22 protein-coding genes are annotated in these 22963 nt (G+C 63.7%); 10 read left to right on the top strand and 12 right to left on the bottom strand.

Going from position 1 to position 22963, the window contains the following annotated elements; translation table 11 throughout:
* Nucleotides 1–27: 27 nt before the first annotated feature.
* Genes A3AI_RS0102550 through A3AI_RS0102540 form a run of 3 tightly spaced genes read left to right on the top strand, consistent with a single transcriptional unit; the run spans nt 28 to nt 2919 of the window.
* On the top strand, nt 28–900 hold the full coding sequence (locus A3AI_RS0102550; RefSeq protein ID WP_024514064.1) for an AAA family ATPase: 873 nt from the start codon (nt 28–30) through the stop codon (nt 898–900).
* Entirely contained in the window at nt 897–2102 is a 1206-nt protein-coding gene (locus tag A3AI_RS0102545; RefSeq protein ID WP_024514063.1) for a vWA domain-containing protein, read from the top strand. Before A3AI_RS0102550 ends, A3AI_RS0102545 begins: the two co-directional genes overlap by 4 nt.
* A gap of 1 nt (nt 2103) precedes the next feature.
* Nucleotides 2104–2919 (top strand): XdhC family protein, encoded by an 816-nt coding sequence (locus A3AI_RS0102540; protein ID WP_024514062.1) that lies wholly within the window; start codon nt 2104–2106, stop codon nt 2917–2919.
* A 97-nt stretch (nt 2920–3016) separates the two neighbouring features.
* On the opposite strand, the gene A3AI_RS0102535 is transcribed toward A3AI_RS0102540, so the two are convergent.
* On the bottom strand, nt 3017–4240 hold the full coding sequence (locus A3AI_RS0102535; protein WP_036047290.1) for an SGNH/GDSL hydrolase family protein: 1224 nt from the start codon (nt 4238–4240) through the stop codon (nt 3017–3019).
* Nucleotides 4241–4697: 457 nt separating this feature from the next.
* On the opposite strand from A3AI_RS0102535, the gene A3AI_RS0102530 reads away from it, so the two are divergent.
* Together A3AI_RS0102530 and A3AI_RS0102525 are read left to right on the top strand one after the other, a co-directional pair.
* Nucleotides 4698–6539: a glycoside hydrolase family 17 protein gene (locus A3AI_RS0102530; protein ID WP_024514060.1), complete on the top strand. Its 1842-nt coding sequence runs from the start codon at nt 4698–4700 to the stop codon at nt 6537–6539.
* A 45-nt stretch (nt 6540–6584) separates the two neighbouring features.
* Nucleotides 6585–8063, top strand: a complete 1479-nt coding sequence (locus A3AI_RS0102525; RefSeq protein WP_024514059.1) for a GH1 family beta-glucosidase — start codon at nt 6585–6587, stop codon at nt 8061–8063.
* A 59-nt stretch (nt 8064–8122) separates the two neighbouring features.
* Here the strand turns inward: A3AI_RS0102525 and A3AI_RS0102520 are convergent, their stop codons facing one another.
* Both A3AI_RS0102520 and A3AI_RS0102515 read right to left on the bottom strand, forming a co-directional pair.
* The gene (locus A3AI_RS0102520; protein WP_024514058.1) at nt 8123–9301 is read right to left on the bottom strand and encodes a serine hydrolase domain-containing protein; all 1179 of its coding nucleotides are present in this window, start codon (nt 9299–9301) and stop codon (nt 8123–8125) included.
* 126 nt (nt 9302–9427) lie between these two features.
* Nucleotides 9428–11194 (bottom strand): CYTH and CHAD domain-containing protein, encoded by a 1767-nt coding sequence (locus tag A3AI_RS0102515; protein ID WP_024514057.1) that lies wholly within the window; start codon nt 11192–11194, stop codon nt 9428–9430.
* Between the two features lie 51 nt (nt 11195–11245).
* On the opposite strand from A3AI_RS0102515, the gene A3AI_RS47180 reads away from it, so the two are divergent.
* Both A3AI_RS47180 and A3AI_RS42035 read left to right on the top strand, forming a co-directional pair.
* Nucleotides 11246–11494 carry a hypothetical protein gene (locus A3AI_RS47180; protein WP_156927602.1) on the top strand — a complete coding sequence of 83 codons (249 nt, stop codon included), beginning with the start codon at nt 11246–11248 and terminating at the stop codon, nt 11492–11494.
* A 164-nt stretch (nt 11495–11658) separates the two neighbouring features.
* Nucleotides 11659–12108 (top strand): hypothetical protein, encoded by a 450-nt coding sequence (locus A3AI_RS42035; RefSeq protein ID WP_036047288.1) that lies wholly within the window; start codon nt 11659–11661, stop codon nt 12106–12108.
* A gap of 181 nt (nt 12109–12289) precedes the next feature.
* Here A3AI_RS42035 and A3AI_RS0102505 read toward each other — a convergent pair whose 3' ends face one another.
* The 9 genes from A3AI_RS0102505 to A3AI_RS0102465 form a co-directional block, all read right to left on the bottom strand.
* Nucleotides 12290–13114 (bottom strand): carbohydrate ABC transporter permease, encoded by an 825-nt coding sequence (locus tag A3AI_RS0102505; protein ID WP_024514055.1) that lies wholly within the window; start codon nt 13112–13114, stop codon nt 12290–12292.
* Nucleotides 13111–14040 (bottom strand): carbohydrate ABC transporter permease, encoded by a 930-nt coding sequence (locus tag A3AI_RS0102500; RefSeq protein WP_502685724.1) that lies wholly within the window; start codon nt 14038–14040, stop codon nt 13111–13113. Before A3AI_RS0102500 ends, A3AI_RS0102505 begins: the two co-directional genes overlap by 4 nt.
* A gap of 5 nt (nt 14041–14045) precedes the next feature.
* Nucleotides 14046–15374, bottom strand: a complete 1329-nt coding sequence (locus A3AI_RS0102495) for an ABC transporter substrate-binding protein (protein WP_024514053.1) — start codon at nt 15372–15374, stop codon at nt 14046–14048.
* Between the two features lie 128 nt (nt 15375–15502).
* On the bottom strand, nt 15503–16456 hold the full coding sequence (locus tag A3AI_RS0102490) for a ribose-phosphate pyrophosphokinase (protein ID WP_024514052.1): 954 nt from the start codon (nt 16454–16456) through the stop codon (nt 15503–15505).
* Nucleotides 16457–16621: 165 nt separating this feature from the next.
* Nucleotides 16622–17254 (bottom strand): hypothetical protein, encoded by a 633-nt coding sequence (locus tag A3AI_RS0102485; protein WP_024514051.1) that lies wholly within the window; start codon nt 17252–17254, stop codon nt 16622–16624.
* Between the two features lie 82 nt (nt 17255–17336).
* Complete coding sequence (gene pgeF, locus A3AI_RS0102480; protein WP_024514050.1) at nt 17337–18104, bottom strand: peptidoglycan editing factor PgeF; 768 nt, start codon at nt 18102–18104, stop codon at nt 17337–17339.
* Entirely contained in the window at nt 18101–19219 is a 1119-nt protein-coding gene (locus A3AI_RS0102475; protein ID WP_024514049.1) for a class I SAM-dependent methyltransferase, read from the bottom strand. The genes pgeF and A3AI_RS0102475 overlap by 4 nt, the downstream gene beginning before the upstream one ends.
* 26 nt (nt 19220–19245) lie before the next feature.
* Entirely contained in the window at nt 19246–20088 is an 843-nt protein-coding gene (gene lgt / locus A3AI_RS0102470; RefSeq protein ID WP_024514048.1) for a prolipoprotein diacylglyceryl transferase, read from the bottom strand.
* Nucleotides 20088–20831: a dienelactone hydrolase family protein gene (locus A3AI_RS0102465; RefSeq protein ID WP_024514047.1), complete on the bottom strand. Its 744-nt coding sequence runs from the start codon at nt 20829–20831 to the stop codon at nt 20088–20090. Before A3AI_RS0102465 ends, lgt begins: the two co-directional genes overlap by 1 nt.
* Nucleotides 20832–21015: 184 nt before the next feature.
* Here A3AI_RS0102465 and A3AI_RS0102460 point away from each other — a divergent pair, with 184 nt between their 5' ends.
* The 3 genes from A3AI_RS0102460 to pth all read left to right on the top strand — a co-directional run bounded on the left by A3AI_RS0102460 (nt 21016) and on the right by pth (nt 22939).
* Nucleotides 21016–21294 (top strand): accessory factor UbiK family protein, encoded by a 279-nt coding sequence (locus A3AI_RS0102460; RefSeq protein WP_024514046.1) that lies wholly within the window; start codon nt 21016–21018, stop codon nt 21292–21294.
* A 283-nt stretch (nt 21295–21577) separates the two neighbouring features.
* Entirely contained in the window at nt 21578–22306 is a 729-nt protein-coding gene (locus tag A3AI_RS0102455) for a 50S ribosomal protein L25/general stress protein Ctc (RefSeq protein WP_024514045.1), read from the top strand.
* A gap of 21 nt (nt 22307–22327) precedes the next feature.
* Nucleotides 22328–22939 (top strand): aminoacyl-tRNA hydrolase, encoded by a 612-nt coding sequence (gene pth, locus A3AI_RS0102450; protein ID WP_024514044.1) that lies wholly within the window; start codon nt 22328–22330, stop codon nt 22937–22939.
* The last annotated feature ends 24 nt before the right edge of the window (nt 22940–22963 follow it).

Genomic DNA, 22963 nt, shown 5'->3' with positions numbered 1-22963 from the left:
CCGGAATGACGGAGCATTTGGCAGCCGATGAAAACCCGTGACGAGATCGCGCAGGCACTTGCGGTGTGCGGTTATATCGCCGACGCCGAGCTGGCGACCGCGATCTCGCTGATGCAGCTCCTGAAGCGTCCGTTGCTGTTGGAGGGGGAGGCGGGCGTCGGCAAGACCGAGGTCGCAAAGGCGCTCGCCTGCGTTCATGCGACCGAGCTGATCCGCCTGCAATGCTATGAGGGGCTGGATCAGTCCGCCGCGCTCTACGAATGGAACTACCAGCGCCAATTGCTGGCGATCCAGGCTCACCGCGGCGCCGACGCCGATGCAGTCGAGGACCAGATCTTTTCCGAAAAATATCTCCTTGAGCGGCCGCTGCTCGCTTCCATCCGCCGTGAGAGGTCTCCGGTGCTGTTGATCGACGAGATCGATCGCGCCGACGATGAGTTCGAGGCCTTCCTGCTTGAATTGCTCTCCGATTTCCAGGTCTCGATCCCTGAACTTGGCACCATCACCGCCAGTGCAGTCCCTCGCGTGGTGCTGACCTCGAACGGCACGCGCGAGCTGTCGGACGCGCTGCGCCGACGCTGCCTCTATCACTATGTCGATTATCCCGATGTCGATCGCGAGGCGCGCATCATCATGGCGCGCACCGATGGTGCTTCGGCCTCGCTGTCGCTGCAGATCGCGCGGATGGTCGAGGGTGTACGGAAGGAGGAGCTGCGCAAGGTGCCCGGCGTTGCCGAGACACTGGACTGGGCGGCGGCGCTGGTCGGGCTCGACGTGCGCGACCTGCATGACCTTCCCGAGACTGTGCATGAGACCCTGATGTGCCTGCTCAAGACCCGCGAGGACCGCGCGCGGGTCACGCGCGAAGTCACCGAGCGTCTGCTGGGGAAGGTCGCATGAGCTGCTGCGGCGACCATCCGTCCTTTGAAGAGATCGACGAGGTCTCGCGCCTGGTAGCCGCGAAGCTTTCTGCATTCCTGAAGACGTTGCGCGACAACGGCTTTGCGGTCGGGCTTGCGGAAGGACGCGATGCGGCTTCGCTGATGGCTTCGGGCTATGCGGTTAGGCCGGGACTGCTGCGGTCGGCGCTGAAGCACCTGTTCTCCGCGCGCAAATCCGATTGGGAGAAATTCGACGGTCTGTTCGACGCCTTCTGGCTTGGAAAGCGGGTGCGCTCGCGGTCGATGACATCAGGCGCGGCGACGGCCGCCAACAGCCCGTCATTGAAGGCCTTGCAGGACAACGGCGAGATCAGCGGCAGCCAGTCGGCGACCGACCAGGCGCCGTCGGCAGACGATGCGCCGGAAGGGCGAGGCGGTGAGGGCCGCATGGAGGGCGCCTCGCGGGCCGAAAATCTCGCCGAGGTCGATTTCAGGAAGCTCGCCGATCCCGAGCAGATCGCGCAAGCTCATGAAGCCGCCGCGCGGCTGGCAAAGGCAATGCGAACGCGGCTGACGCGGCGCGATCTCGCGCGGCGGCGCGGCTACCGGCTTGATCTGAGGCGCACCATTCATCGCAACATCAGTCATGGTGGCGTGCCGATCTCGCTGGTCAAGCGGCAGCGCAAGGACAAGCCGCTGCGGCTGGTCGTGCTGCTCGATGCCTCGGGCTCGATGAGCATGTACACCGGTGTCTTCCTGCGCTTCGTCCATGGCGTGCTGGATCAATTTCGCGAAGCCGAGGCGTTCCTGTTTCACACGCGCCTCGCGCATGTGTCCGGCGCCATGAAGGAGAGAGACGCAGCTCGCGCGCTGGACCGGCTCTCGATCCTGGCCCAAGGCACAGGCGGCGGCACCAGGATCGGCGAGAGCCTCGCGACCTTCAACCGCTACCATGCGGCGCGGGTGATCCATTCGCGGACCTGCGTCATGATCGTCTCCGACGGCTACGAGACCGGTGATGCCAACCTGCTCGGCCGCGAAATGGCGGCTTTGGCAAAGCGCTGCCGCCGCATCGTCTGGCTCAACCCGATGATGGCCTGGCAGGGCTACACGCCGGTCGCAGCCGGCATCAGGGCGGCGCTGCCGCATGTCGATCTTTACGCGCCGGCGAATACGCTGCAGAGCCTCGCTGCGCTCGAGCCCTATCTTGCGAGGCTGTAACATGGGTGCCCATGTCGAAGTGATGGACCTGGTCGCGCAGATGAAGGCCGCCGAACGGGCTTTCGTGCTGGCGACGGTGGTGCGCACGGTGTCGGTGACTGCAGCCAAGGCCGGTGCGAAAGCGATCATCGCGCCTGACGGGACGATTGTCGCGGGCTGGATCGGCGGCGGTTGCGCGCGCGGCGCGGTGCTGAAGGCGGCGCGCGAAGCGCTTGCCGATGGCGAAGCGCGCATGGTCTCGGTGCAGCCGGAGGATCTTCTGGCGGAACTCGGTGTCAAGGCTGGCGAGAGCCGGCAGGGCGTGCGCTTTGCGGCCAATTTCTGCCCGAGCCAGGGCACGATGGATATTTTTATCGAGCCGGTGCTGCCGCATCCCTCGCTGGTGATCTTTGGCGCGAGCCCGGTCGCGCTGTCGCTGGCCACGCAGGCGCGACAGCTCGGCTATCACGTCACGCTCGCCGCGCCCGCCGCCGAGCGCCCCGCCGCGGTCGACGCCGATGTGCTCGTCGATGGCTTTGCACTGGGAGAGCTGCACCAGGCCAGGCGCTTTGTCGTGGTTTCGACCCAAGGCAAGGGCGACGAGGCTGCGCTTCGCGAAGCCGCCGCGACGGAGGCCGCCTACCACGCCTTCGTCGGCAGCCGCCGCAAATGGACGGCGCTGCGCGAGAAGCTCCTCGCGCAAGGCGTTGCGGCGTCCGCGCTCGACAACATCAAGGCGCCTGCCGGCCTCGATCTCGGCGCCATCACGCCCGAGGAGATCGCGATGTCGATCCTGGCCGAGATCACGCGGGAGCGGCGCAGGGGTCAGCGTGGTTAGAACATGATCCGGAAAAGTGTGCAGCGGTTTTCCGAAAAGATCATGCTCACCCAAAGCGCTAAAGCGCGATGACGATTCTGCCCAATTTCGTCGCGCTTTAGCTCGCGCTGCGCGATGCGGGATCGAGAATGGCGGCCCGTGCGTAGCCTGCGATCAGCTCGTAGCCGGCCTGGTTCGGATGTAGCGAGTCGAACATCGCGGACGCCTTCCAGCGGCCGCCGAACAGCGCCCAGACGTCGATGAAGGGCACGTTGGCGGCATAGGCGAGCGATTTCATGTTGGCGACATAGGCTTCCTGCGTCTCGTAGGACGCATAGACGCCGGCTTCCGACGGCGGGCCGCTCATCAGGATCACATCGCACTTCACGGCCTTCAGCGCATTGATCACGTTCGTCATGTTCGCCGTGACGGTTGAAAGCGGGATGCGGTTGTCCCAGTCGTTGACGATGCCCGCCTGGAAGATCACGAGGTTCGGCGCGATCGCGGCGACGGCCGGCAGCGTACTCCAGGGATAGGTCTTGACCACGAAGTCGGCCGAACCCCAGCGGCAGCCGCCAAGATTGTAGACCGACACTTCCTTGACGGCCGAGTTATAGGCGCGCATGCCCGTCAGGTAGACGTCGCTCTCGGTGTTGGGCATCCGCTGCAGATTGATGGTGTGACGTCCGAGTGTGCAGTTTGCGGTCGCCTTGAGGAAAGCATTGGGACCCGCGCAGCTCACGGTCGCGAGCGGCGGTCCGCCGTCGACACCGATGGAGAAATATCCATTATCGGGCGCTTGCGCATACCAGACTTCGATGGTGTCGATCGGGTTGGTGGGGGTGAAGAAGTTCGCCAGGGCCGTCTGCTGGTCGTGGAAGAAGCCGCCGCACAGTGTGCCCGATGCCTTAATGTAGTCGACGGTCCAGCCCGAGCGATCGAGCCGCGCGTCAAATCCATGCGGGTCACCGGCGTTGGCGCTGACATTGTTGTCGCCCCAGACGCTCGACCAGCTGCCGCCGGGAACGAGCTTCGCCAGTTGCGTCGGCCATGACAGGCTCTTGGCATTGGAGGCCAGCTCGTTGCTGGCGGCGCCTTGCCCGGCCACCGTCGAGTCGCCCAGGCACCCCAGGACCGCGTTCGCTGTCCCGCGCTGCTGGGCCGCGAGCGCTGCCTGCCATTTGGCAAGGTTGGTGCCAGTGAAATTGTGAAAGCCGACGGGAAGCCGATCCGCGCCCGAGAGCGTTATGCTATGCCCCGGGGTCAACGCACGGGCCATATCAGGCAATTGCGCGCAGGCCGCGAGTGCCGCCGCGCCTGTGATGAACTCCCGGCGGCGCATTACCAGGTGTCCGTTCCGGAAGCCGACGCTGCGTCCGACCCGGACCAATTCGCGACCAAAACACTACGTAACCGGTGCATCGCAATTCCCGAGGCTGTTGAAAAAGCAGGATACAGGTATATTCTAACCGTCGAACAGGCGGAGCTCGTTGGGGCTTGGTCGGGGGGCTTGTTTGCGGTTTATATCCTAAAACCGAAGCTTCTGTCAGGTTAAAGGACGTAAAGGTATGGCCTCGGTCGTTGCTCGGCGACGAGGCCTTTTCCTTGATGTGGCGCCCTCGCGACCTCCGGTTGACAACGTCCACAGCCCCGGGCAGGCGGGTAAGCAGGCGACCAAGCAATGCAATTTCGCTTAATTACGACGAACGGCACGAGCCATGTTCAGACAGCCATCGGCCGTGTGATGACCGCGCCGGGCGGCGCCCTTTGGTCTTGATCCGGATCGAGGGTGCTGCGTGATGCAATTCTACCATCCTGCCAATTCCGGGCCCGATCTGAAGGACCCGATGGCGAACGGCGAGAACAAGGGCTTCTCGGCGTTTCGAACGCCGATCGTGCTTCTCCTGTTGTCTCTGAGCCTCATTGCCGGCGCGTGGTGCTGGCTGGGAACCCCGGTGACGCTGGAGGTTGCCCCGATTGATGTGACGCGGAAGGTGGATTGCGTGTCCTATGCGCCGTTCCGCGAAGGGCAGACCCCGTGGAATTCGCAAATCGTCATCAGCGAGGCGCAGATCGCCGAAGATCTCGCCCAGCTCGCCGGCATATCGAAATGCGTCCGCATCTATTCGCTCGAGAATGGGCTGGACAAGGTGCCGGAGCTCGCGGCCAAGGTCGGCCTGAAGGTCATTCTCGGCGTCTGGATCGGCCGCAATCCTTTGAAGAATGCGGCGCTGATCGACGACGCTGTATTGCTGGTGAAGCAACATCCCGGCGTGATCACTTCGGTCATCATCGGCAGCGAGGTGCTGCTGCGCGGCGAGATGACATTGGCGGCACTGCGCGAGACCATCCGGGCCGCCAAGCCGAGATTCGATGTTCCCATCAGCTATGCCGAGGTGCAGGACATCTGGCTGCGTGACCGTGAGATCGCCAACGACATCGATTTCGTTACGGTCCATGTCCTGCCCTATTGGGAAGACGAGCCCGTCCGCGCCGAGGATGCGGCGGCCCATGTCGACGACATTCGCAAGGAAATGGCCCGCGCATTCCCCGGCAAGGAGATCCTGATCGGCGAGGCGGGTTGGCCGAGCCGGGGCCGAATGCGCGACCACGCGCTGCCCTCCCGCATCAATCAGGCGCGTTTCTTTTCCGAGCTCTTGACCATGGCGCGGCAGGAGGGCTTTCGGGTCAATCTGTTCGAAGCCTATGACGAGCCGTGGAAGCGCCAGTGGGAAGGCACCGTGGGCGCTCATTGGGGCCTGCTCGACGGTGTTGGCCGCCAGCTGAAATATGCGACAGGCGCCGCGGTCAGCAACTTTCCGTTCTGGAAGCTGCAGATGGGCGCCGGACTTGTCCTCAGCCTCGCGCTCTTCGCCGCCGCGCTGTTGACCCGCAGGGGAGGGCGATCGGCTGCAGGGTTCGTATCGTGGCTCGCGGTCGCGACCTGTGCGACATCGGGGGGGATCCTGGTCGGTCTGGCGGCGGAAAAAGCGCTGGACGAAAGCTATGGTTTTGACGGCTGGCTGTTGCAGGGATTGCTGCTAGCCGCAGGCGTTGTGCTGCCGCTGTTCTGCGCCAATGCGGTGATGGCGGGACGTCCGCAGCCGGCATTTGCGGAATTGTTCGGCCCGCGCGATGGGCGCACACGATCGCGGCTCAGCCTGATCTTCGGATTGATGTCGACTGTAGCGATTTTGGTCGCTGCTGAAACGGCGCTAGGTCTTGTGTTCGATCCTCGGTCGCGCGATTTCCCCTTTGCCAGCCTGACCATGTTCGTGGTGCCGATCTTGATCGTGGCGCGTCTCAACCCGCGCAGGCGCGATACCAGCCGCGTTGCCGAAGGCGTATTCGCCTGCCTGTTCGTGGGAAGCGCACTCTATATTTTCTTCAACGAAGGCGTTCGCAATTGGCAGTCGTTGTGGACGTCGGCAACGTTTCTCCTGCTCGGCATCAGCCTGAGCCCGCCGCGCGCGCTTCTCGTCGTGAGCGCGATTGCTGATGCTGTTCTGCCCAGGCTCTTTGGCAGGCAAGAGGGCGAGGTTCAGCCTGTTGCGGTCGAGTCCCTTCCGCAGCCGACATCGAAGCTCGGTGCGGCCACGAGCTTCGTGGTTGCGTCGTCGCGAATGGAACGCGACAAGTGACTCTGTGGGGATGCATCGCCCTTCGTCCCGGGAACTGACGTCATGGTGTTGAACAGGCTTTCGCGGCGTCACTTTGCGCGCCTTGCGGGGTGGGCCGCGCTCGGCGCGGCGACGCCATTGGCGCAAGCCACGGGCGGCGCGGCGGGCCACAGACGCGTGCCCGCGGCACGAAGCAGCGCGCCCGGTTTTCCACGCGGCTTTGTCTGGGGCACCGCGACCTCGGCCTATCAGATCGAAGGCGCTGTCAACGAGGATGGCCGCGGCCCCTCGATCTGGGACGGTTTCACGCACACGCAAGGCACGATCGAAGATCGCAGCAATGGCGATGTCGCCGACGACCACTACCATCGCTACAAGGACGATGTTCGGCTGATCAAGGCGCTGGGCACCAAGGCCTACCGGTTCTCGATCGCCTGGCCGCGCATTTTCCCGGAAGGATCGGGGACGCCGAACGGCAAGGGCCTCGATTTCTACAATCGGCTCGTCGACGAATTGCTGGCCAACGGTGTCGAGCCGTTTGCAACGCTCTATCATTGGGACCTGCCGCAGGCGTTGCAGGATCGCTTTGGCGGCTGGCAGTCGCGCGACACCGCCAAGGCCTTCGCGGATTATGCGGGCTATGTCGCGGAGCGCTTGAGCGACCGCGTGAAGCGCTTCTTCACCATCAACGAATGCTCGCGGCTGGTGCATCTCGGTCATGGCCTTGGCATCGACGCGCCCGGGCTTAAACTGTCGCAAGGCGAGCAGAACCAGGTCCGGCATCATGTCGCGTTGGGACACGGGCTGGCGGTGCAGGCGATCCGCGCGCGTGCGCGGCACCCCGTCAAGCTCGGCCCGGCGGAGAACCTGGTCGTCTGCATCCCCGCCATCGACACGGCCGAGCATGTGCGGGCCGCGCAGACGGCGACGCGCGAGCTCAATGCCGGCTATCTGACCGTGATGCTCGAGGGACGTTACACTGACCGCTATCTGGCCGAAGCCGGCGAGGACGCCCCGAAGTTCACGGCCGAGGATTTGCGGATCATCGCATCGCCGATCGATTTTCTGGGGCTGAACATCTACAAGCCCGACCACTATGTCGTCGCGGCCGATAATGCGCGCGGCTTTGCGCTGGCGCCGTTCCCGGCATCATTTCCGCATATGGATCCGTTCTGGCTGATGGTCGGACCAGAGGCGATGTATTGGGCGCCGCGTCACGCGGCACGGCTCTGGGACGTGAAGTCGATCTACGTCACCGAGAACGGAACATCGGGGACGGACGCGCCCGATGCGGACGGCAACATCTACGACGTCGACCGCATCATGTATTTGCGCAACTACCTCTTTCATTTACAGCGCGCGGTGTCGGAAGGAGTGCCCGTCGCCGGCTATTTCCACTGGAGCCTGCTCGACAATTTCGAATGGGCCGACGGCTACAAAAAGCGCTTCGGCCTCTACCGGGTCGACTTCGACACCCAGCGCCGCACGCCGAAACTGAGCGCCGCGTTCTATCGCGAGACGATCAGGCGCAACGCAGTGGCGTAACGTGTCGAATCGCGTTTTCCGATGTCCGGAATGCTCCGCTGCCCGCGCGCATCGCCGCGCTACGCCTTCCGGACCACCTGATAAACCGCACTCTCAAACGCATCCAAGGCCTCCAGCACGGTCGTATCCGCAAACGGCAAAACTTGGGTCATGAAGACTGCAGCGACTTTCGCGGATGGATCGAGCCAGTAATAGGTGTTGTTGAGGCCGGCCCAGGCGAGGCTACCGGCGCTGCGTCCCGCCGGGGTCGCTTCGGTGTTGATGAGGAAGGTCAGGCCCCATTTCTTGACAACGCCGGGCATCAGGTCAACGGGGTTCGACAGGGCCGGGTTGAAGGTCGGCAGCGGCTCGACATTGAGCGCGCCCATGTGGTTCCCGCCCATCAGCGCAACCGTCTCGGATTTGAGAATACGCGCGCCGTCAAGCTCGCCGCCGCTCAACAGTGCACGCAGGAAGCGCAAGTAGTCGGGCGCGGTGGAGTAAAGGCCGCCGCCGCCGGGGAAGAATTCGCGGGTCGTCTCATCGACCGGCGGGCTTGCGATCGGCTCGAGTTTGCCGTCGGCCTTGCGGGCATGAACGCCCGTGAGCCGGCTCTCCCAGGAGGCTCGCGCGATGTAGCTGGTGTCGCGCATGCCGAGCGGCATCAGGATGTGCTTCTGTAGATAGGTTTCGAGGTTGAGGCCGCTCGCCGCCTCCACCATGCGGCCGACCATCTCGATATTGACGCCATACTCCCAGCGCTCGCCGGGATCGCGTACCAACGGCACGTTGAGCGCAGCGAGCTTGCCCGTGCGCATGGCCGGGACGTCCTTCTCCTTCGCGTAACGGGCGATGTCCGCGTTCCAGATGTCGTAGGCAAAGCCCGCAGTGTGGGTGAGGAGATGTCGTAGCGTCACGTCTGTGCGCGGCCGCCGCATCGTGGGACCGGAGGCATCGAAGCCGGTAAGGACCTGGACCTTGCCGAGCAGGGGCAGGATTTCCTTGGCAGGCTGGTCCAATGCGAGCTTGCCCTGCTCGACAAGCTGCATCGCCGCCGCGCCCGTGATCGCCTTTGTCATCGAGGCAATGCGGAAGACGGAATCGGCCGTCATCGGCGCCGGCTGGTCCACGCTTATCCGCCCGGCCGCGCCTTCGAAGATCACGCCATCCCTGGTCGCGACTGCGGCCGCGATGCCGGGAATCTTGTCAGGACCGATCGCCGCTTCAAGCGCCCGTTGAATGGGTCCGATATCAGGCATGAGAGCTCCCCGGAGAGAATCTGTTCCGGCAGCTTGGTAGCGGATTGCGGCGGCAACGGCTACCGTTGGCGATGCGGTCGGGGAATGCGTTCTGTCAGCTTGTGCAACGAGCGTAGCCCGCGAGTGCTACGCTTTCGCGTCCTGCGCCCACGGCACCTTGGCCTTGGCGAAGTTGCGCCAGGCGTCGCGCAGGCGCCCTTCCGCGCTGACCATCCCGTGGGCCTGCCAGCCGGCGATTGCGGCGGCGGCGGTGCCGCCGTTCGGGGCCTCAACGCCAAGTCCCGACAGCAGCGATGCGGTGGTCGCCATGTCGTTATAGGAGCCCAACTCCTCCTGCAGTTCGATCAACCGGTCGCGAAAGCGCTTGACCGACTTGCCCTGTCCGCACAGGGGCAGGAGAAAATCGGTGCCATAGCGCAGCTTCTTGACCGCAAGCCTCAAGCGATGCCGCTGTTCCGGACCCATCGATTTGAGATGGCGACCGCGCTTGAGCACCTTGGCATATTGCGCAGACAGCGTGCGCTGCGCGAAGGCGATAGCGGGTTCGGCCAACTCGCTCAAATTTTCCGGCGCGATGTCGCTGCGCCAGCCGCGCGCCTCGATCCAGGCCCCCAGGCTAAGCACGAAAGTTGCGCAGCGGCGGTCGGAGAGCACGCCCCGCACCTGGCGATAGGCGGCCGAGCGGCGTTTCTCGGCGACCTCGTCCAGTGTGTCGAAGCCCGCGACGGACGGACAGCCCTTGGCAATAGCAGGCAAGGTCTGGCTTTGGAAAATATCCCACTCGCGCGCGGCAGACAGATTCGAGGCCAGCCATTTCGCTTCGGACCGCAGCAACTCAAGTTTGCTCAACGACCCTACCGACCGCATCAGATGCAGCGCTGAGCGCAATCGCCGCAGCGCGACGCGCAGCTGGTGCACGCCTTCCACGTCGCGGCCGTCCTCGGCTGCGGGAAGCGATTGCAACAGGTGGTGCAGGCAGGCGCGCAGGATCTGCGCAAACACGTCGTCGAGCGGCACCGACGGGTCGAGCCGCAGCTTGCGCGGCTTGGGCGCGGTCGGCGGCGCATCTTCCGCAAGATCGAAGCCGCGTTCGGATTTGGCCTGGATCGACGGCCGCACCGGTCCGTGCTCCGCGAGCCGTAGCGCCAACTCGTAGATGGCGCTGGCGCTCCCGGCCTTGAGCTCCAACTCGATCTCGTTCACCGGCAGTGCGCGCTCGCCTGCGTTCAACAGGCCGTGGTCGAACGCGACCTCGACCGTGCCGGACGGCAGATCGATCAGGCGCTGATGCCGGTGGATGTCGGATGTGAAGACGGGCTCCAACGCGTGACGTTCAAGATCGTCGCGCAGTTTGGCCGGGATGAAGGGCGCGGCCAGCGCGACATCCGGGGCGGTCGATGGCACGCTCGCCTCCCACTCGCCGCGCGTAAGCGGATCGTCGTCGGATTCCGTCTTCACCGTTTGCGTAAATCGCGTGCCGCTCTGGCGAACGCGCAGGGTCAAACCTTGACGCCGAAGCTTTTGCTCGGGCGTGTCGTAGTAGATGGTCTTCAGATGTTTTCGGCTGCCCTTGCTGCGCGCATTGGCCGCGATGATCGATGCCTCGTTGAAACCGGCGAGCTGCTCGGGATCGACAACCAGCTTCAGCTCGATCTCGGTATCGGATGGCGCCGCTTCATGCTGCTCGGCGACATCGGGTGCAACCGGCTTGCGCCGCGGCCGCCTTGTGCCGGGCGCCGGCGGACCGGTCTGCTCCGCTATCTCGGATTCCTTGCCCGCAGCGACGTCGCTTTCCATCCCTCTCTTATCCGACGGGACGGCGTTGGCAGGATTGAGCCCGGTCAAGGCGCGCGCATCTGCGCCGCCGAGGTTCGTCGCATCGGTTTCGGACATTGAAAGTTCTGTGATGGTCTTGTGACGCTTATATAACACGGAGCGGAGTCGGTGGAAAGCAAAGGCCGCACAAAAAACGAATGGACGCGAAAAGCTTTTGTGATGAACAGCTTGCAATCAAATCTCATCACGATCGCGCCTATCGCGCCGCGAAAGAATATGTCTAACCGCGGCATCAGGACATCATTGGCCGAAGACGTGCCGACGACGATTTCGGTATCAGTTCGTTCTGCCGTGTTGCGGGCGATGTCGATCGCGACGACTGCGATGCGAAACCGGTTAAATCGTGCCTCGCTTTGATCTAAGTCAAATCGTGGATGTCGTTACAGCACCTAACACACATATGGTCGGGTGCTGTTTGCTTGCGAGTTCGGCACGGTAACGCCGAAGAGTACCAGCGTCGTTGCAGGTAGCGACACTGAGCCAATGAGGCCCGGCATCCCGAGCCACGAGGAGGAGATGCCATGCAGCGTTATGTCTTGGTTGTTCTGGCAGTGCTTGTGCTGGTTTGCGCAAGTCTGATTCCCGATGACGCGTTCGCCCGCGGCGGTGGCCGAGGCGGTGGTGGCTTCCGCGGCGGCGGCTTCCACGGCGGAGGGATGCGAGCTGGTGGATACCATGGAGGCGCGCGCTTCGCTGGCGGTTACCGCGGCGGCGTTGGCGGTGGACGTTATGCCGCTGTTGGCGGCCGCGGTTACGGATACCGTCCCGCCGCGCGAGCGGCGGTGCGTGGAGGAGCCTATCGTTATGCGGGCGCTGGCTACCGCTATGGCGCTTGGCGGGGCGCGGCGGTCGGAGCCGCAGCCGTCGGAGCCGCGGCGGCCGGTGCCTATGGCGCGTACGGCTACTACAACAACCAGTGCTATCGCGACACCTACGGCAATTTGGTTTGCCCGGGTCAATATCCGTATTGAGGCGCGTCGAGGGTTTGAGAGTGGTCGCGTCTTTCAGGTGGCGCATCATCGCTCGATCCTGATTGCGATCGGATCAACGGAAGCCCCGGACAAGCCGCGGCTTCCGTTGACATGCGCTTGCGCCGAATAGATACGCATGGCGACCGGAACACCCACCCCATCCGACCGGGGTGGGTATCGTTTATCCACCCTTGACGGCGCCGGCGGTCAGTCCCGCAACAATCTGCCGCTGCGCGAACACCGTCAGCAGCAACACCGGGAAGGTGACGATCAGCGCGGCGGCGGCAAGAGGGCCCCAGCTCAGTTGATCGAAGGAAATCATGTTGTAGACGGCAACCGGCAGCGTGCGCGTCTCGCGGCCGGCAAGCACGATGCCGAACACAAAATTGTTCCAGGAGAAAATGACTGCGAGGATGAACGCTACCGCAAGTCCAGGTCGTGCGACCGGCAGCGCGACATGGCGGAATACCTGCCAGCGCGTGGCACCATCGATGGTCGCAGCTTCCTCGAGTTCCAGCGGCGTGGTCTCGAAATAGCCGATCATGATCCAGATCACGATCGGCACCGTGATGACCAGGTGAATGATGATCTGCGGCACCAGCGTGCCGAGCAGGCCGAGCCATTGGAACATCAGGAACAGCGGAATGAGATAGGACAGACCCGGCGTGATGCGCGCGATCAGGATCACGATTGCCGATCTGTGCGCCGCCATCCGCGCAATGCCATAACCCGCGGGCACGCCGACCAGCATCGCGAGCGCGGTCGCGGACCCTGTGACGATCAGGCTGTTGAAGAAATAGGTGACGAAGCGGTTGGAGGAGAGCACGTCGGTGTAGTTCTTCCAGGCGAAGTGCTCGGGGATGAACACCGGCGGATAGGCAGCGTTGTCGATCTCGAATTTCACCGATAGCGAGGCCATCCAGAGAAAGAACAGGATCGCCGGCGAGACGATGACCAACACCGCGAATGCGAGCCCGATCTTGCCGAGCAGCTGACGCACGCTCATGCGCCGCCTCCGATCTCGGTCCACAGCGTGCGCTGGCGCAAATAAAGCAGCACGGCCGCGAGCACGACAATCAACGCGAAGAAGACCACCGCGATCGCCGAGCCATAGCCGAGGTCGTAATAGACGAAGGCGACGCTGTAGAGATAGAGGTTGATGGTTTCCGACGCCGAGCCAGGGCCGCCTTGCGTGATTGCGAAGATGGTATCGAAGCTCTTGACCGCATCGATGGTGCGGATCATCGCTGCGATAAACAGGAACGGCGCAATCAAGGGCAGGGTGATGTAGCGGAACATCTGCCAGTGGGTGGCGCCGTCGATCTTCGCACTCTCATATGGCTCGGTCGGTATGGCGGCGATTCCGCCGAGCACGATCAGCATCACGAGCGGCGTCCAGTGCCAGGTCTCGACCAGCACCAGCGATGGGATCACGGTCGCGGGATGGAAGACCCACAGCTGCGGCGGGATGCCGACCAGCGAGAGCAGGTAGTTCAACACGCCGAGCTGCGGGTGGAACATCATGGTCCAGACCAGCGCAACCGCTACGGGCGTTGCCATCATCGGCATGATGAAGACGGCGCGCAGGAAGCCGCGGAACGGGAATTGGGCATGGAAGACCACGGCTGCCAGCGTGCCGAAGATCACGGGAAACACGACCGAGAGCACGGTGTAGAGGAGTGTATGCCCTATCGCCTCAATGAAGCGCGGGTCGGTCGGCAGCCGCAGGTAATTGGCGAGCCCGACAAAGGCAGTGGATGAGCCGACCTTCCATTCGTTGAGGCTCATCCAGATCGTGAACACCCAGGGAAACACGATCACCGCCAGCACGACGATCAGTGCCGGCAGCACGAACGGCCAATAGGACCGCGGCCGCAACTGCTGTTCCGGCAGCGGCTCGGTCTCGGCCGCCGCCGGATTTGCTTGGCTGATGGTGGTCACGCCTTCTCGCTGCGCTCCAGGATCGGGCGATATTGCTCGTGCGCCTTTTTTAGTTCGGTCGCGGGATCGGCGCCCGATAATGTCGCGGTCAGCGCGGCGCCGACGATGTCGCGGAATTCGGCGACGGGGATCACGACGGGCAGCCCAAGCTTGCTGATCTTGGCGGAGTCAATCGCCGACTGCAGCCATTCCTTCGGCAGCTTGACGCCAGCCTGCACCTCGGGGTCGTTGAGCACCGAGTTGCGGAACGGCACGCCGCCGCCGGCCTGCAGCAGCCGCGAGCCCTGCTTCTTCGACACCACCCATTGGCAGAGCAGGTAGGCCGCTTCCTTGTTCTTGCTCGCTGCCGCAACGCCGATGCCGTCGCCGTAAGTGGCGGAGTATTGGCCCTTGGGACCTGCCGGAACGACGGTGTAGCCGACCTTGCCGACGACGCGGGAGGCGTTCGGATCTTCCAGCGGCGGCGCCCAGCCGACGCCGTCGATCCACATCGCCGAGCGTCCCTGCGTGAAGGAGGCCATCGACTCCATCCAATTGAAGCCGGCGACGCCGGGCGGCGAATATTTGGTCAGGAGCCTTTGATAGAGTTTTGTGGCCTCGATCGCCTCGGGGCCGTCGGTCAGGATGTTGCCCTTGGCGTCAAGAAACTCGCCGCCATAGTCGAGGTAGAAATTAGTCCACAACGTCATGTTGGCGTTGCGCAGGCCGCGCCCGACAAAGCCGAAGGTGCCCTTCTTGGGATCGGTGAGCTTGTCCGCGGCCTCGACCATCTCGTCGAGCGTCCTCGGCACCGCGACGCCTTTCTCGGCGAACATCGCCTTGTTGTAGTAGAGGATGAAGTAGTCAACCGACCATGGCAGCGACAGCATCCGGCCCTTGTCGTCCTTGGCGTAAGTGAGGCCAGCGGCAGAGAAATCGCTCTCGACGAGGTCTGGCGCGGTCAGCGTCGGGTCCTTCATGTAGTCGGTGAGGTCGGCGAGCCAGCCGGCTTTCTCGAACTGCCGCTTCTGCACGTGGTAGCTCAGATGGACCACGTCGAAGCTCGGCTTGCCGGAGGCGAGCTCGATCACCGCCTTCTGCCGCTGCTGCTGCTCGGGGATCTGTTCCGACTCCACCTCGATACCGGTGAGCTCGGTAAATTCCTTGATGTACTTCTGCAGATTGTCGCCGCGCGGCCCCTTGGCGAGGATCACCTCGAGCCTGGTGCCGGCATATTTCTTCCACTGCGGCTCGGCCGCGCGCGCCGGAAATCCGGTCACCCCGAGCGCGCCGGTCGCTGCCGCGCCGGCCAATACGGCACGGCGGGAAATGCGGTTGTCCGCCATCGTCTCCTCCCTCGATTTGTTTTTATGAGGAGGACTGTAGCGTGGTGGAGGTCGCGACGACTAGGGCTTTTGCGGAGGAGATCAGTGTACTTTGGTCGCCGTCGCGGCCATCGTCCAGGACGACGACATCAGTCGAACAGGCTCGACACCGACTCTTCCGCCGCGGTGCGGCCGATCGCTTCGGCGATCAGGTCGGCGATCGAGAGCGTGCGAATGTTGGGCGCGCTGCGCACCGCTTCCGTCGGCTGGATGGAGTCGGTGATGACCAATTCCTTGAGTCGCGAGGAGGTGACACGCGTCACCGCGCCGCCCGATAGCACGCCGTGGGTGATGTAGGCGTAGACGTCCTTGGCGCCGTGCGTGAGCAGGGCGTCGGCTGCGTTCACCAGCGTGCCGCCGGAATCGACGATGTCGTCGACCAGGATGCAGGTGTAGCCGGCGACGTCGCCGATCACATTCATCACCTCGGACTCGCCGGGCCGCTCGCGGCGCTTGTCGATGATGGCAAGCGGGGTGTTGATGCGCTTGGCAAGCCCGCGGGCACGCACCACGCCGCCGACGTCGGGCGAGACCACCATGACATTGGCGAGATCGAAGCGACCCTTGATATCGCGCACCATCACGGGCGAAGCGAAGAGATTGTCGGTCGGGATGTCAAAGAAGCCCTGAATCTGGCCGGCATGCAGGTCGAGCGTCATGACCCGATCGACGCCGGCTTGGGTGATCAGATTGGCGACCAGCTTGGCCGAGATCGGCGTGCGCGAGCCGGAACGCCGGTCCTGCCGCGCGTAGCCGAAATAGGGGATGACGGCAGTGATGCGGCGCGCGGACGAGCGGCGCAGCGCGTCAGTGATGATCAACAACTCCATCAGATGGTCGTTGGCCGGATACGACGTCGATTGCAGGATGAATGCGTCGGAGCCGCGGACGTTTTCCTGGATCTCGACGAAGATCTCCATGTCGGCGAAGCGCCGGACGACACCCTTGGTCAAGTTAAGGCCAAGCCCGTCGGCAATCGCCTTCGCGAGCACCGGGTTGGAGTTGCCGGCGATCAGCTTGATGGAGCCGTTTTTGGCCGACATCGAGGTTTCTCCTCGCGGCTTGCTGGAGATAACGTTGAGCATATCGGGTTTCCCCGTGGAACCGGCTAATTGCGATGGGGCACGGAATATCAGGGAGTTACGGCGGCTGGCAACCCGCGAGCCCGGTTTTCCCGGGCAAAAATACCTATTCCGTCCGAGATTTGACTAATGGTCGGTATAGCCGAGCGCGGTGATACCGTCATTGCCTGGAGCTGGAGCTGGTCTCGCGTCGGCGACCGCGGGCCCGGTTTTGTCGGATCCGGGCGCTATGGGCGGGGTGGCATCCTGCGGCGTTCCGCCTACCATGCCGGTGAGGCCGGAAAAGCCGGCTTGCGCGATCTTGCGCAACACCAGATCGTCGACGGTGGCCCAGGCGTCGCGTCCGGCCTTGCCCGTCGGCTCCTCGCCGGACAGTCGCAGCGTGCGCTGCTGGTCGCGGTCATAGACGTCCCACACCCAGGCGACCACGGTACGTCCCTTGACCACCTGTGCCGCAAGGTAGCCGCGGACGCGATAGGCGGCCTGGCCTTCACGCGACACGATGGAGAGATTACGCAGCTTGCTCTCTGAGTCGAGCACACCGACCATGCGATCGAACACCTGGGGCGGCGGGCCGTCGATCGATTCAAAGGCGATGGTGGGGGTATCTGTCGCGGAAGCCATGGCATAGGCGCCGCTTGCTGCCCCGCTTCCGGCGCAACCGGCAAGCGTGCCGGCGGTAACCAGTAACAGCGCAGCGACACCGGCGCGCAAAGATCCGTGGCTGGCCCGCTTCCAGTGATTTGACGCTTCCCTCATTGAGGGCAGCGATATCGTTAAAATCGATTAACGTCTAGGGCAGGAGGAACACACCGGGGACAGGCCCCTTCAACATCCCCGGTCACGATTCCAGCGCAATCGCATGGATGTGGCGGCCGTAGTCCGGCTCCTTGCGGTGCACCGAACGGCGATAGCTGAAGCAGCGCTCGTCGGAATAGGTATCGACGCCGAGATCGTCGATCATCAGGATGCCGGCATTCTCCAGCCGCATGCGGATGAAGCCGGCGAGATCGAACATCGCGTGGCCCTCGCGCTCCGAGGGAATGAAGAACACGGCGTTGTTCGCGTCCGCATCGAGAAAACGTTCGACGAACTCGCCGCCCACCTCATAGCTCGGCTGGCGAATCAGGGGGCCGATCGCGGCGACGATGCCGCCGCGGTCTGCCCCCAATCTCTCCATCGCCGCAATGGTCGACTCAAGGATGCCGGTGAGCGCGCCTTTCCAGCCGGCATGCGACGCACCGATCACGCGCGCATGTGGATCGACGAACAGAATTGGCCCGCAATCGGCCGTAGTGATACCGATCGCGAGATTGGGTGTCGACGTCACGACGGCATCGGCCTTCGGTCTTGTGCTCGTCTCCCACGGTCCAGTTGCGACCACCGCATCCGGCGAGTGGACCTGGTGGGCGTTGATCAGGCGATCGGCTGTCACCCCCATCTGCTCGGCCATGCGACGGCGATTTTCCGCAACGATTGCGGGATCGTCATTGGAGCCGAGGCCGCCATTGAGGCTTTCATAGATGCCGCTGGAGGCGCCGCCCTCGCGGGTGAAGAAGGCGTGGCGCAGGCCGGGGATGGCCGAGAGCAGGGGGGATGCGAGGATCATGATGATGCGGCAGGTTGCTCGTCGCTCAAGCCCGGAAGGGCCGGGATATCGGGGGCCGACACGCCCAGCACCTTGAACATCATCCCCATGCCGCCAGGGCCGCCGCCGACGAGCCGCTTCAGCGCGGAGGAAATGTCCTCGGATACTTCAGGCGAAGCCTTGGCCATCAGGGTCACCGCGCGGGTCTCGATGCCAATCCTCTTCAGGAACTCGCCTTGCGTCACCGGGCCGTGCACGCGCGCGCCGACATCTTCGGCAGCGTGTGCCAGCGCCTGGAAATCGACATGGGCGGTGACGTCGGCCAGTCCCGGCGTCTTCAGGGGATCAGTGAAGCTGTGACGGGCGATGGCCTGGAACGTGTCGCCGGCGTCGCTGCGCAAATGGCCGTAATCGATGATCAGCGCCGCGCCGCCCTGCTCGCGCAAGCGGCGGGCGATCTTCATCATCTCCGCATCCGGCCGCCATTCGAAGACGGCGCCAATGGGAGCTGCGCGGACCAAAGGTGGCAGCAGCACGTCGAAACGCGGGATTGGTTCGGCGCTGGCGCCGAATTCGAGTAAGCCCTCGCCATCGAGTTCAATGACGCGCTCGTGCCAGCCATTCTCGCCCTTGATCGCCTGGTGGATCGGCAGCACGTCGAAATATTCATTGGCGAGAATGATGACCGGACCTTCCGGGATTTCGTCGATATTGTCGTGCCAGCTGATATTGCGCATGCCGGTCAACGTCGTTCGCTGCTTCTCGCGCAAGACCGGATTGATCTCGACCAGGTGTACGTTCAAGGTCTGGTACAGCGGCGGCACCACGCGAAGCGCGCGCAAGGCATCCGCCATCATCGTGCCGCGGCCCGGGCCGATCTCGACCAGATGGAATGCGGCCGGCGAGCCCATCGATTTCCACACGGAGGCTGCCCAGAGGCCCAGGAGCTCGCCGAACATCTGGCTGACTTCCGGCGCGGTGGTGAAGTCGCCTTCGCGGCCGAGCGGATCGCGTGAGACGTAATAGCCCAGCGTCGGGTGCATCAGGCACAGTTCCATGTAGCGCCAGACCGGCATCGGGCCGGAGGATCTGATCAGTCGCTTGATCTCTGACAGGAGCGGCGAAAATTCGGTCACGGGCCTCAACGCTTTTGAAAAAGGAATTAGCTAACTGACTGGGCCTGTGGCGTCTTACGCCGCAGCGCCCTCACTATGATAATAATGCCTGCAATGACCATGGGCACCGACAAGAGCATTCCCATGGTCAAACCACCCCACAAAAAGCCGAGCTGCGGGTCCGGCTCCCGGAAATGCTCCCCGGTGATCCGCGCAAGGCCGTAGATGGTGATGAAGGAGCCGAGGATCAGCCCCGGCCGCTTCAGGGCGCCGAAGCGAATCATCACCGCCAGCACTGTGAACAGCAGAATGCCTTCCATACCCGCTTCATAGAGCTGGCTCGGGTGCCGCGGCAGATGCAAGACATCGTTGGGGAAGATCATCGCCCAGGGCAGATCGGCGTCGGCCGCGCGGCCCCATAATTCGCCGTTGATGAAATTGGCGATGCGGCCGAGGAACAGGCCGATCGGGCCGACGGCGGTGGTGATGTCGCCGAGCGAGAGGATCGGGACGTTGTTTACGCGCGCGAACCAGATCACAGCGATCACGCAGCCCATGAAGCCGCCGTGGAAGGACATGCCGCCTTTCCAGAGTTCGAAAATCTCCAGGGGGTGCTGGATGAAGAAGGGCAGGTTGTAGAACAGCACGTAGCCGGTGCGGCCGCCGAGGATGATGCCGATCGTGACCCAGAGAATGAAATCGTCGAGCTGGACAACGGAGATCGGCGCCGGGCCGCCCCACAATCTCTCATTCTTCAGAAGCGAGCGCGCATAGATCCAGCCGAGTACGATGCCGCCGATATAGGCGAGCGCGTACCAGCGGATCGCGAACGGTCCAAGCGAGATCGCGATCGGGTCGAAGACCGGAAATTTGATCAGCAGGAAGGACATCAAGCGGCGATGCCTGAGAGGTTGCTGCGATAGAGCGCGAGCAGCCGTTCCCAGTGCCGTTCGGCCGCGTCGCGGTGATAGACGGGGCGCTTGGGAAAAGCGAAGCCGTGATGGGTGCCGGGATAGATTTCGACCTCGGCATTGGCGCCTGTCATGCTGTCCTTCACCTTCTTGATGATGTCCATCGGCGCGTAGATGTCGGTCTCGGCGCAGGCAAAATAGAGTTCCGCCCTGGTCTTTTGCGCCGCGAGGTGCGGGCTGTCCGGCTGGTCGGTGACCAGATGCGTGCCGTAGATCGAGGCGGCGGCCTTGACGCTGTCAGCAAAATGCGTCGCCGCGTTGATCGCATAGCGTCCGCTCATGCAGTAGCCGACGGTGCCGACGATGTCGGTGCGCGCCGCGGCTTGCGTCCTGGCATGGGCGAGCAGTGCGCGCGTGTCTTCCATGACGAGCGGGATGTCGATCGAGTTCATCAACTCGTACATACGCTTTCGCCCAGGCGAGTCCGGATCCGGCGGCACCGGGCCGATTTCCATGACGCCGGAGCGGTAATAGAGGTTCGGCAGCATCACGTAATAGCCTGATGTGCCAAGCCTTCGCGCCATGTCGCGCAGCTCTTCGCGGATGGCCGGCGCGTCCATGTAGAAGATGATCGCCGGAAACGGGCCGCCGCGCTCGGGATGGGTGATGAAGGTCGTGGTCTGACCGTCCCTGGTGGGGATGTCGATCTGCTGGTCGATCATGGCGTTTCTGGTGCCGTTTCGGTCTGTGTTGGATTCGCAAGGCTATTCATACGAATACAGCGAAACCGCCGCGTGACAAGGCAAGAGGTCGCGAGGGGGCGGGCGGGTCTTGAACGCCGCCGCGTCTATCGCCATTCTGTGCGGCAGGACAGTTGCGCAAACCGCGGGCCACCGGAGTTGTTTCATGACCCAGACCACCAACCGCTTTTTTGACGAGATCGGCCGCCTGATGAACGATGCCGCCGGTGCGGCGCAGGGCATGAAAAAGGAGGTCGATACGCTCTGGCGTGCCCAGGCCGAAAAAATCCTGCGCGACCTCGACCTGGTCAAGCGCGAGGAGTTCGAGGCGGTCAAGGAGATGGCCCGTATCGCGCGGGAAGAGAACGAGGGGCTGAAGGCGCGGATTTTGGCACTGGAGGCCAAGCTCGGCGTGTCCGCCAATAGCTCCAGCGCCGCCAGCTGAAGACCGACGGCTGAGGCGGTTTACGCGCTCCCTGTGGTCAGTCCGAGGTGGTCCGAAGGACCAGACCCGGAATCTCGGGTTCTGGTTCGCTGCTTGCGCATGGTCCCGGCATGACGCGGGTCGGTCACTCGCATAAAAATCCCCTTCATTTCCTTGTCATTTCGCCGCTTTGCGGCTAAAAGCCCGCCACGTCCGCGGCCCCCGCACCCCTGGAGGCATGCTAGCGGACAGGAAAACGGGCCGCATTGCGGCCTTTAGCTTTTAAAAACAAGGACTTAAGACAATGGCGACCGTCAAGGAATTGAAGGCGACCGCACGTCCGTCAGTCGGCAAGGGGGCCGCACGGGCAGAGCGTCGCGCCGGGAGAGTTCCCGGAGTGATCTATGGCAACAACCAGCCCCCGCTGCCGATCTCGGTGGAAGACCGCGAACTGCGCCAGCGCATCCTGGCAGGCCGGTTCCTCACCACGATTTACGACATCGATCTCGAGGGCAAGAAGCACCGCGTGATTCCACGCGACTTCCACCTCGATCCGGTGCGCGACTTCCCGATCCATGTCGACTTCATGCGGCTCGGCGAAGGCGCGACCATCCGCATCAGCGTTCCCTTGCATGTGCAGCGCGCGGAGTCCTCTCCGGGCGTGAAGCGCGGCGGCACGGTCAACATCGTCACCCACACGATCGACCTGGAATGCACGGCCGAGAACATCCCTCAATATCTCGAAGCCGATGTCGGCGCGCTCGAGATCGGCTATTCGCTACATCTGTCCGATATCAAGCTGCCGACGGGCGTGAAGGCGCTGAGCCGCGAGGACGCAACGCTGGTCACCATCGTGCCGCCGTCCGGTTACGCCGAAGAGCAGAAGGCGGCTGCGGCCGCGGCTGCAGGTGCCCCGGCGGCTGGTGCTGCGCCTGCTGCTGCCGCACCCGCGGCGGCTGCGCCGGCGGCCGGTGCCGCTGCTCCGGCAGCGGGCGCCAAGGCGCCTGCCGGTGGCGGCGACAAGAAGAAGTAAGCTGGCGCGGGATGCCGCGTCATGCAGCTCTTCGTCGGACTCGGCAACCCCGGCTCGAAATACGCGCGTAACCGACACAATATCGGTTTTCTCGCGGTCGACGAAATCGCGCGGCGTCATGGTTTCGCGCCATGGCGCCGCCGCTTCCAGGGCGAGACCTCGGAAGGTACGATCGACCATGAGCGCGTGATCCTGCTCAAGCCCACGACCTACATGAACGAGTCGGGGCGCGCGGTGCAGGAGGCGGCGAACTTCTTCAAGCTTGCCGCTGGCGAAGTCACGGTATTCCAGGACGAGCTCGAGCTTCCGCAGGCGAAGGTCCGCGTCAAGGTCGGCGGCGGCATTGCCGGCCACAACGGCCTGCGCTCGGTCACCTCGCATATCGGCAACGAGTACCGCAGGGTGCGGCTCGGTATTGGTCATCCCGGCGTCAAGGAGCTGGTGCACAGCCACGTGCTGTCCGACTTCGCCAAGGACGAGATGGGCTGGGTTGCGGCCCTCTGCGAGGCAGTTGCGGATAATGCCGGCCTGATTGCGACGGGGCGCGACTCGACGTTCCAGAACAAGGTGCATCTGGCGATGCAGGCGAAGGGATTTTTCGACAAGGGCGAGAGCGGAGAGAAGCAGGGCTAATGCCTCCGCGGCGTCATGGCCGGG

The sequence above is a fragment of the Bradyrhizobium sp. Tv2a-2 genome, assembly GCF_000472425.1.
GTDB lineage: Bacteria > Pseudomonadota > Alphaproteobacteria > Rhizobiales > Xanthobacteraceae > Bradyrhizobium.
Note: the sequence above shows the minus strand (reverse complement) of the source record. Positions and strands in the feature narration are given on the sequence as shown.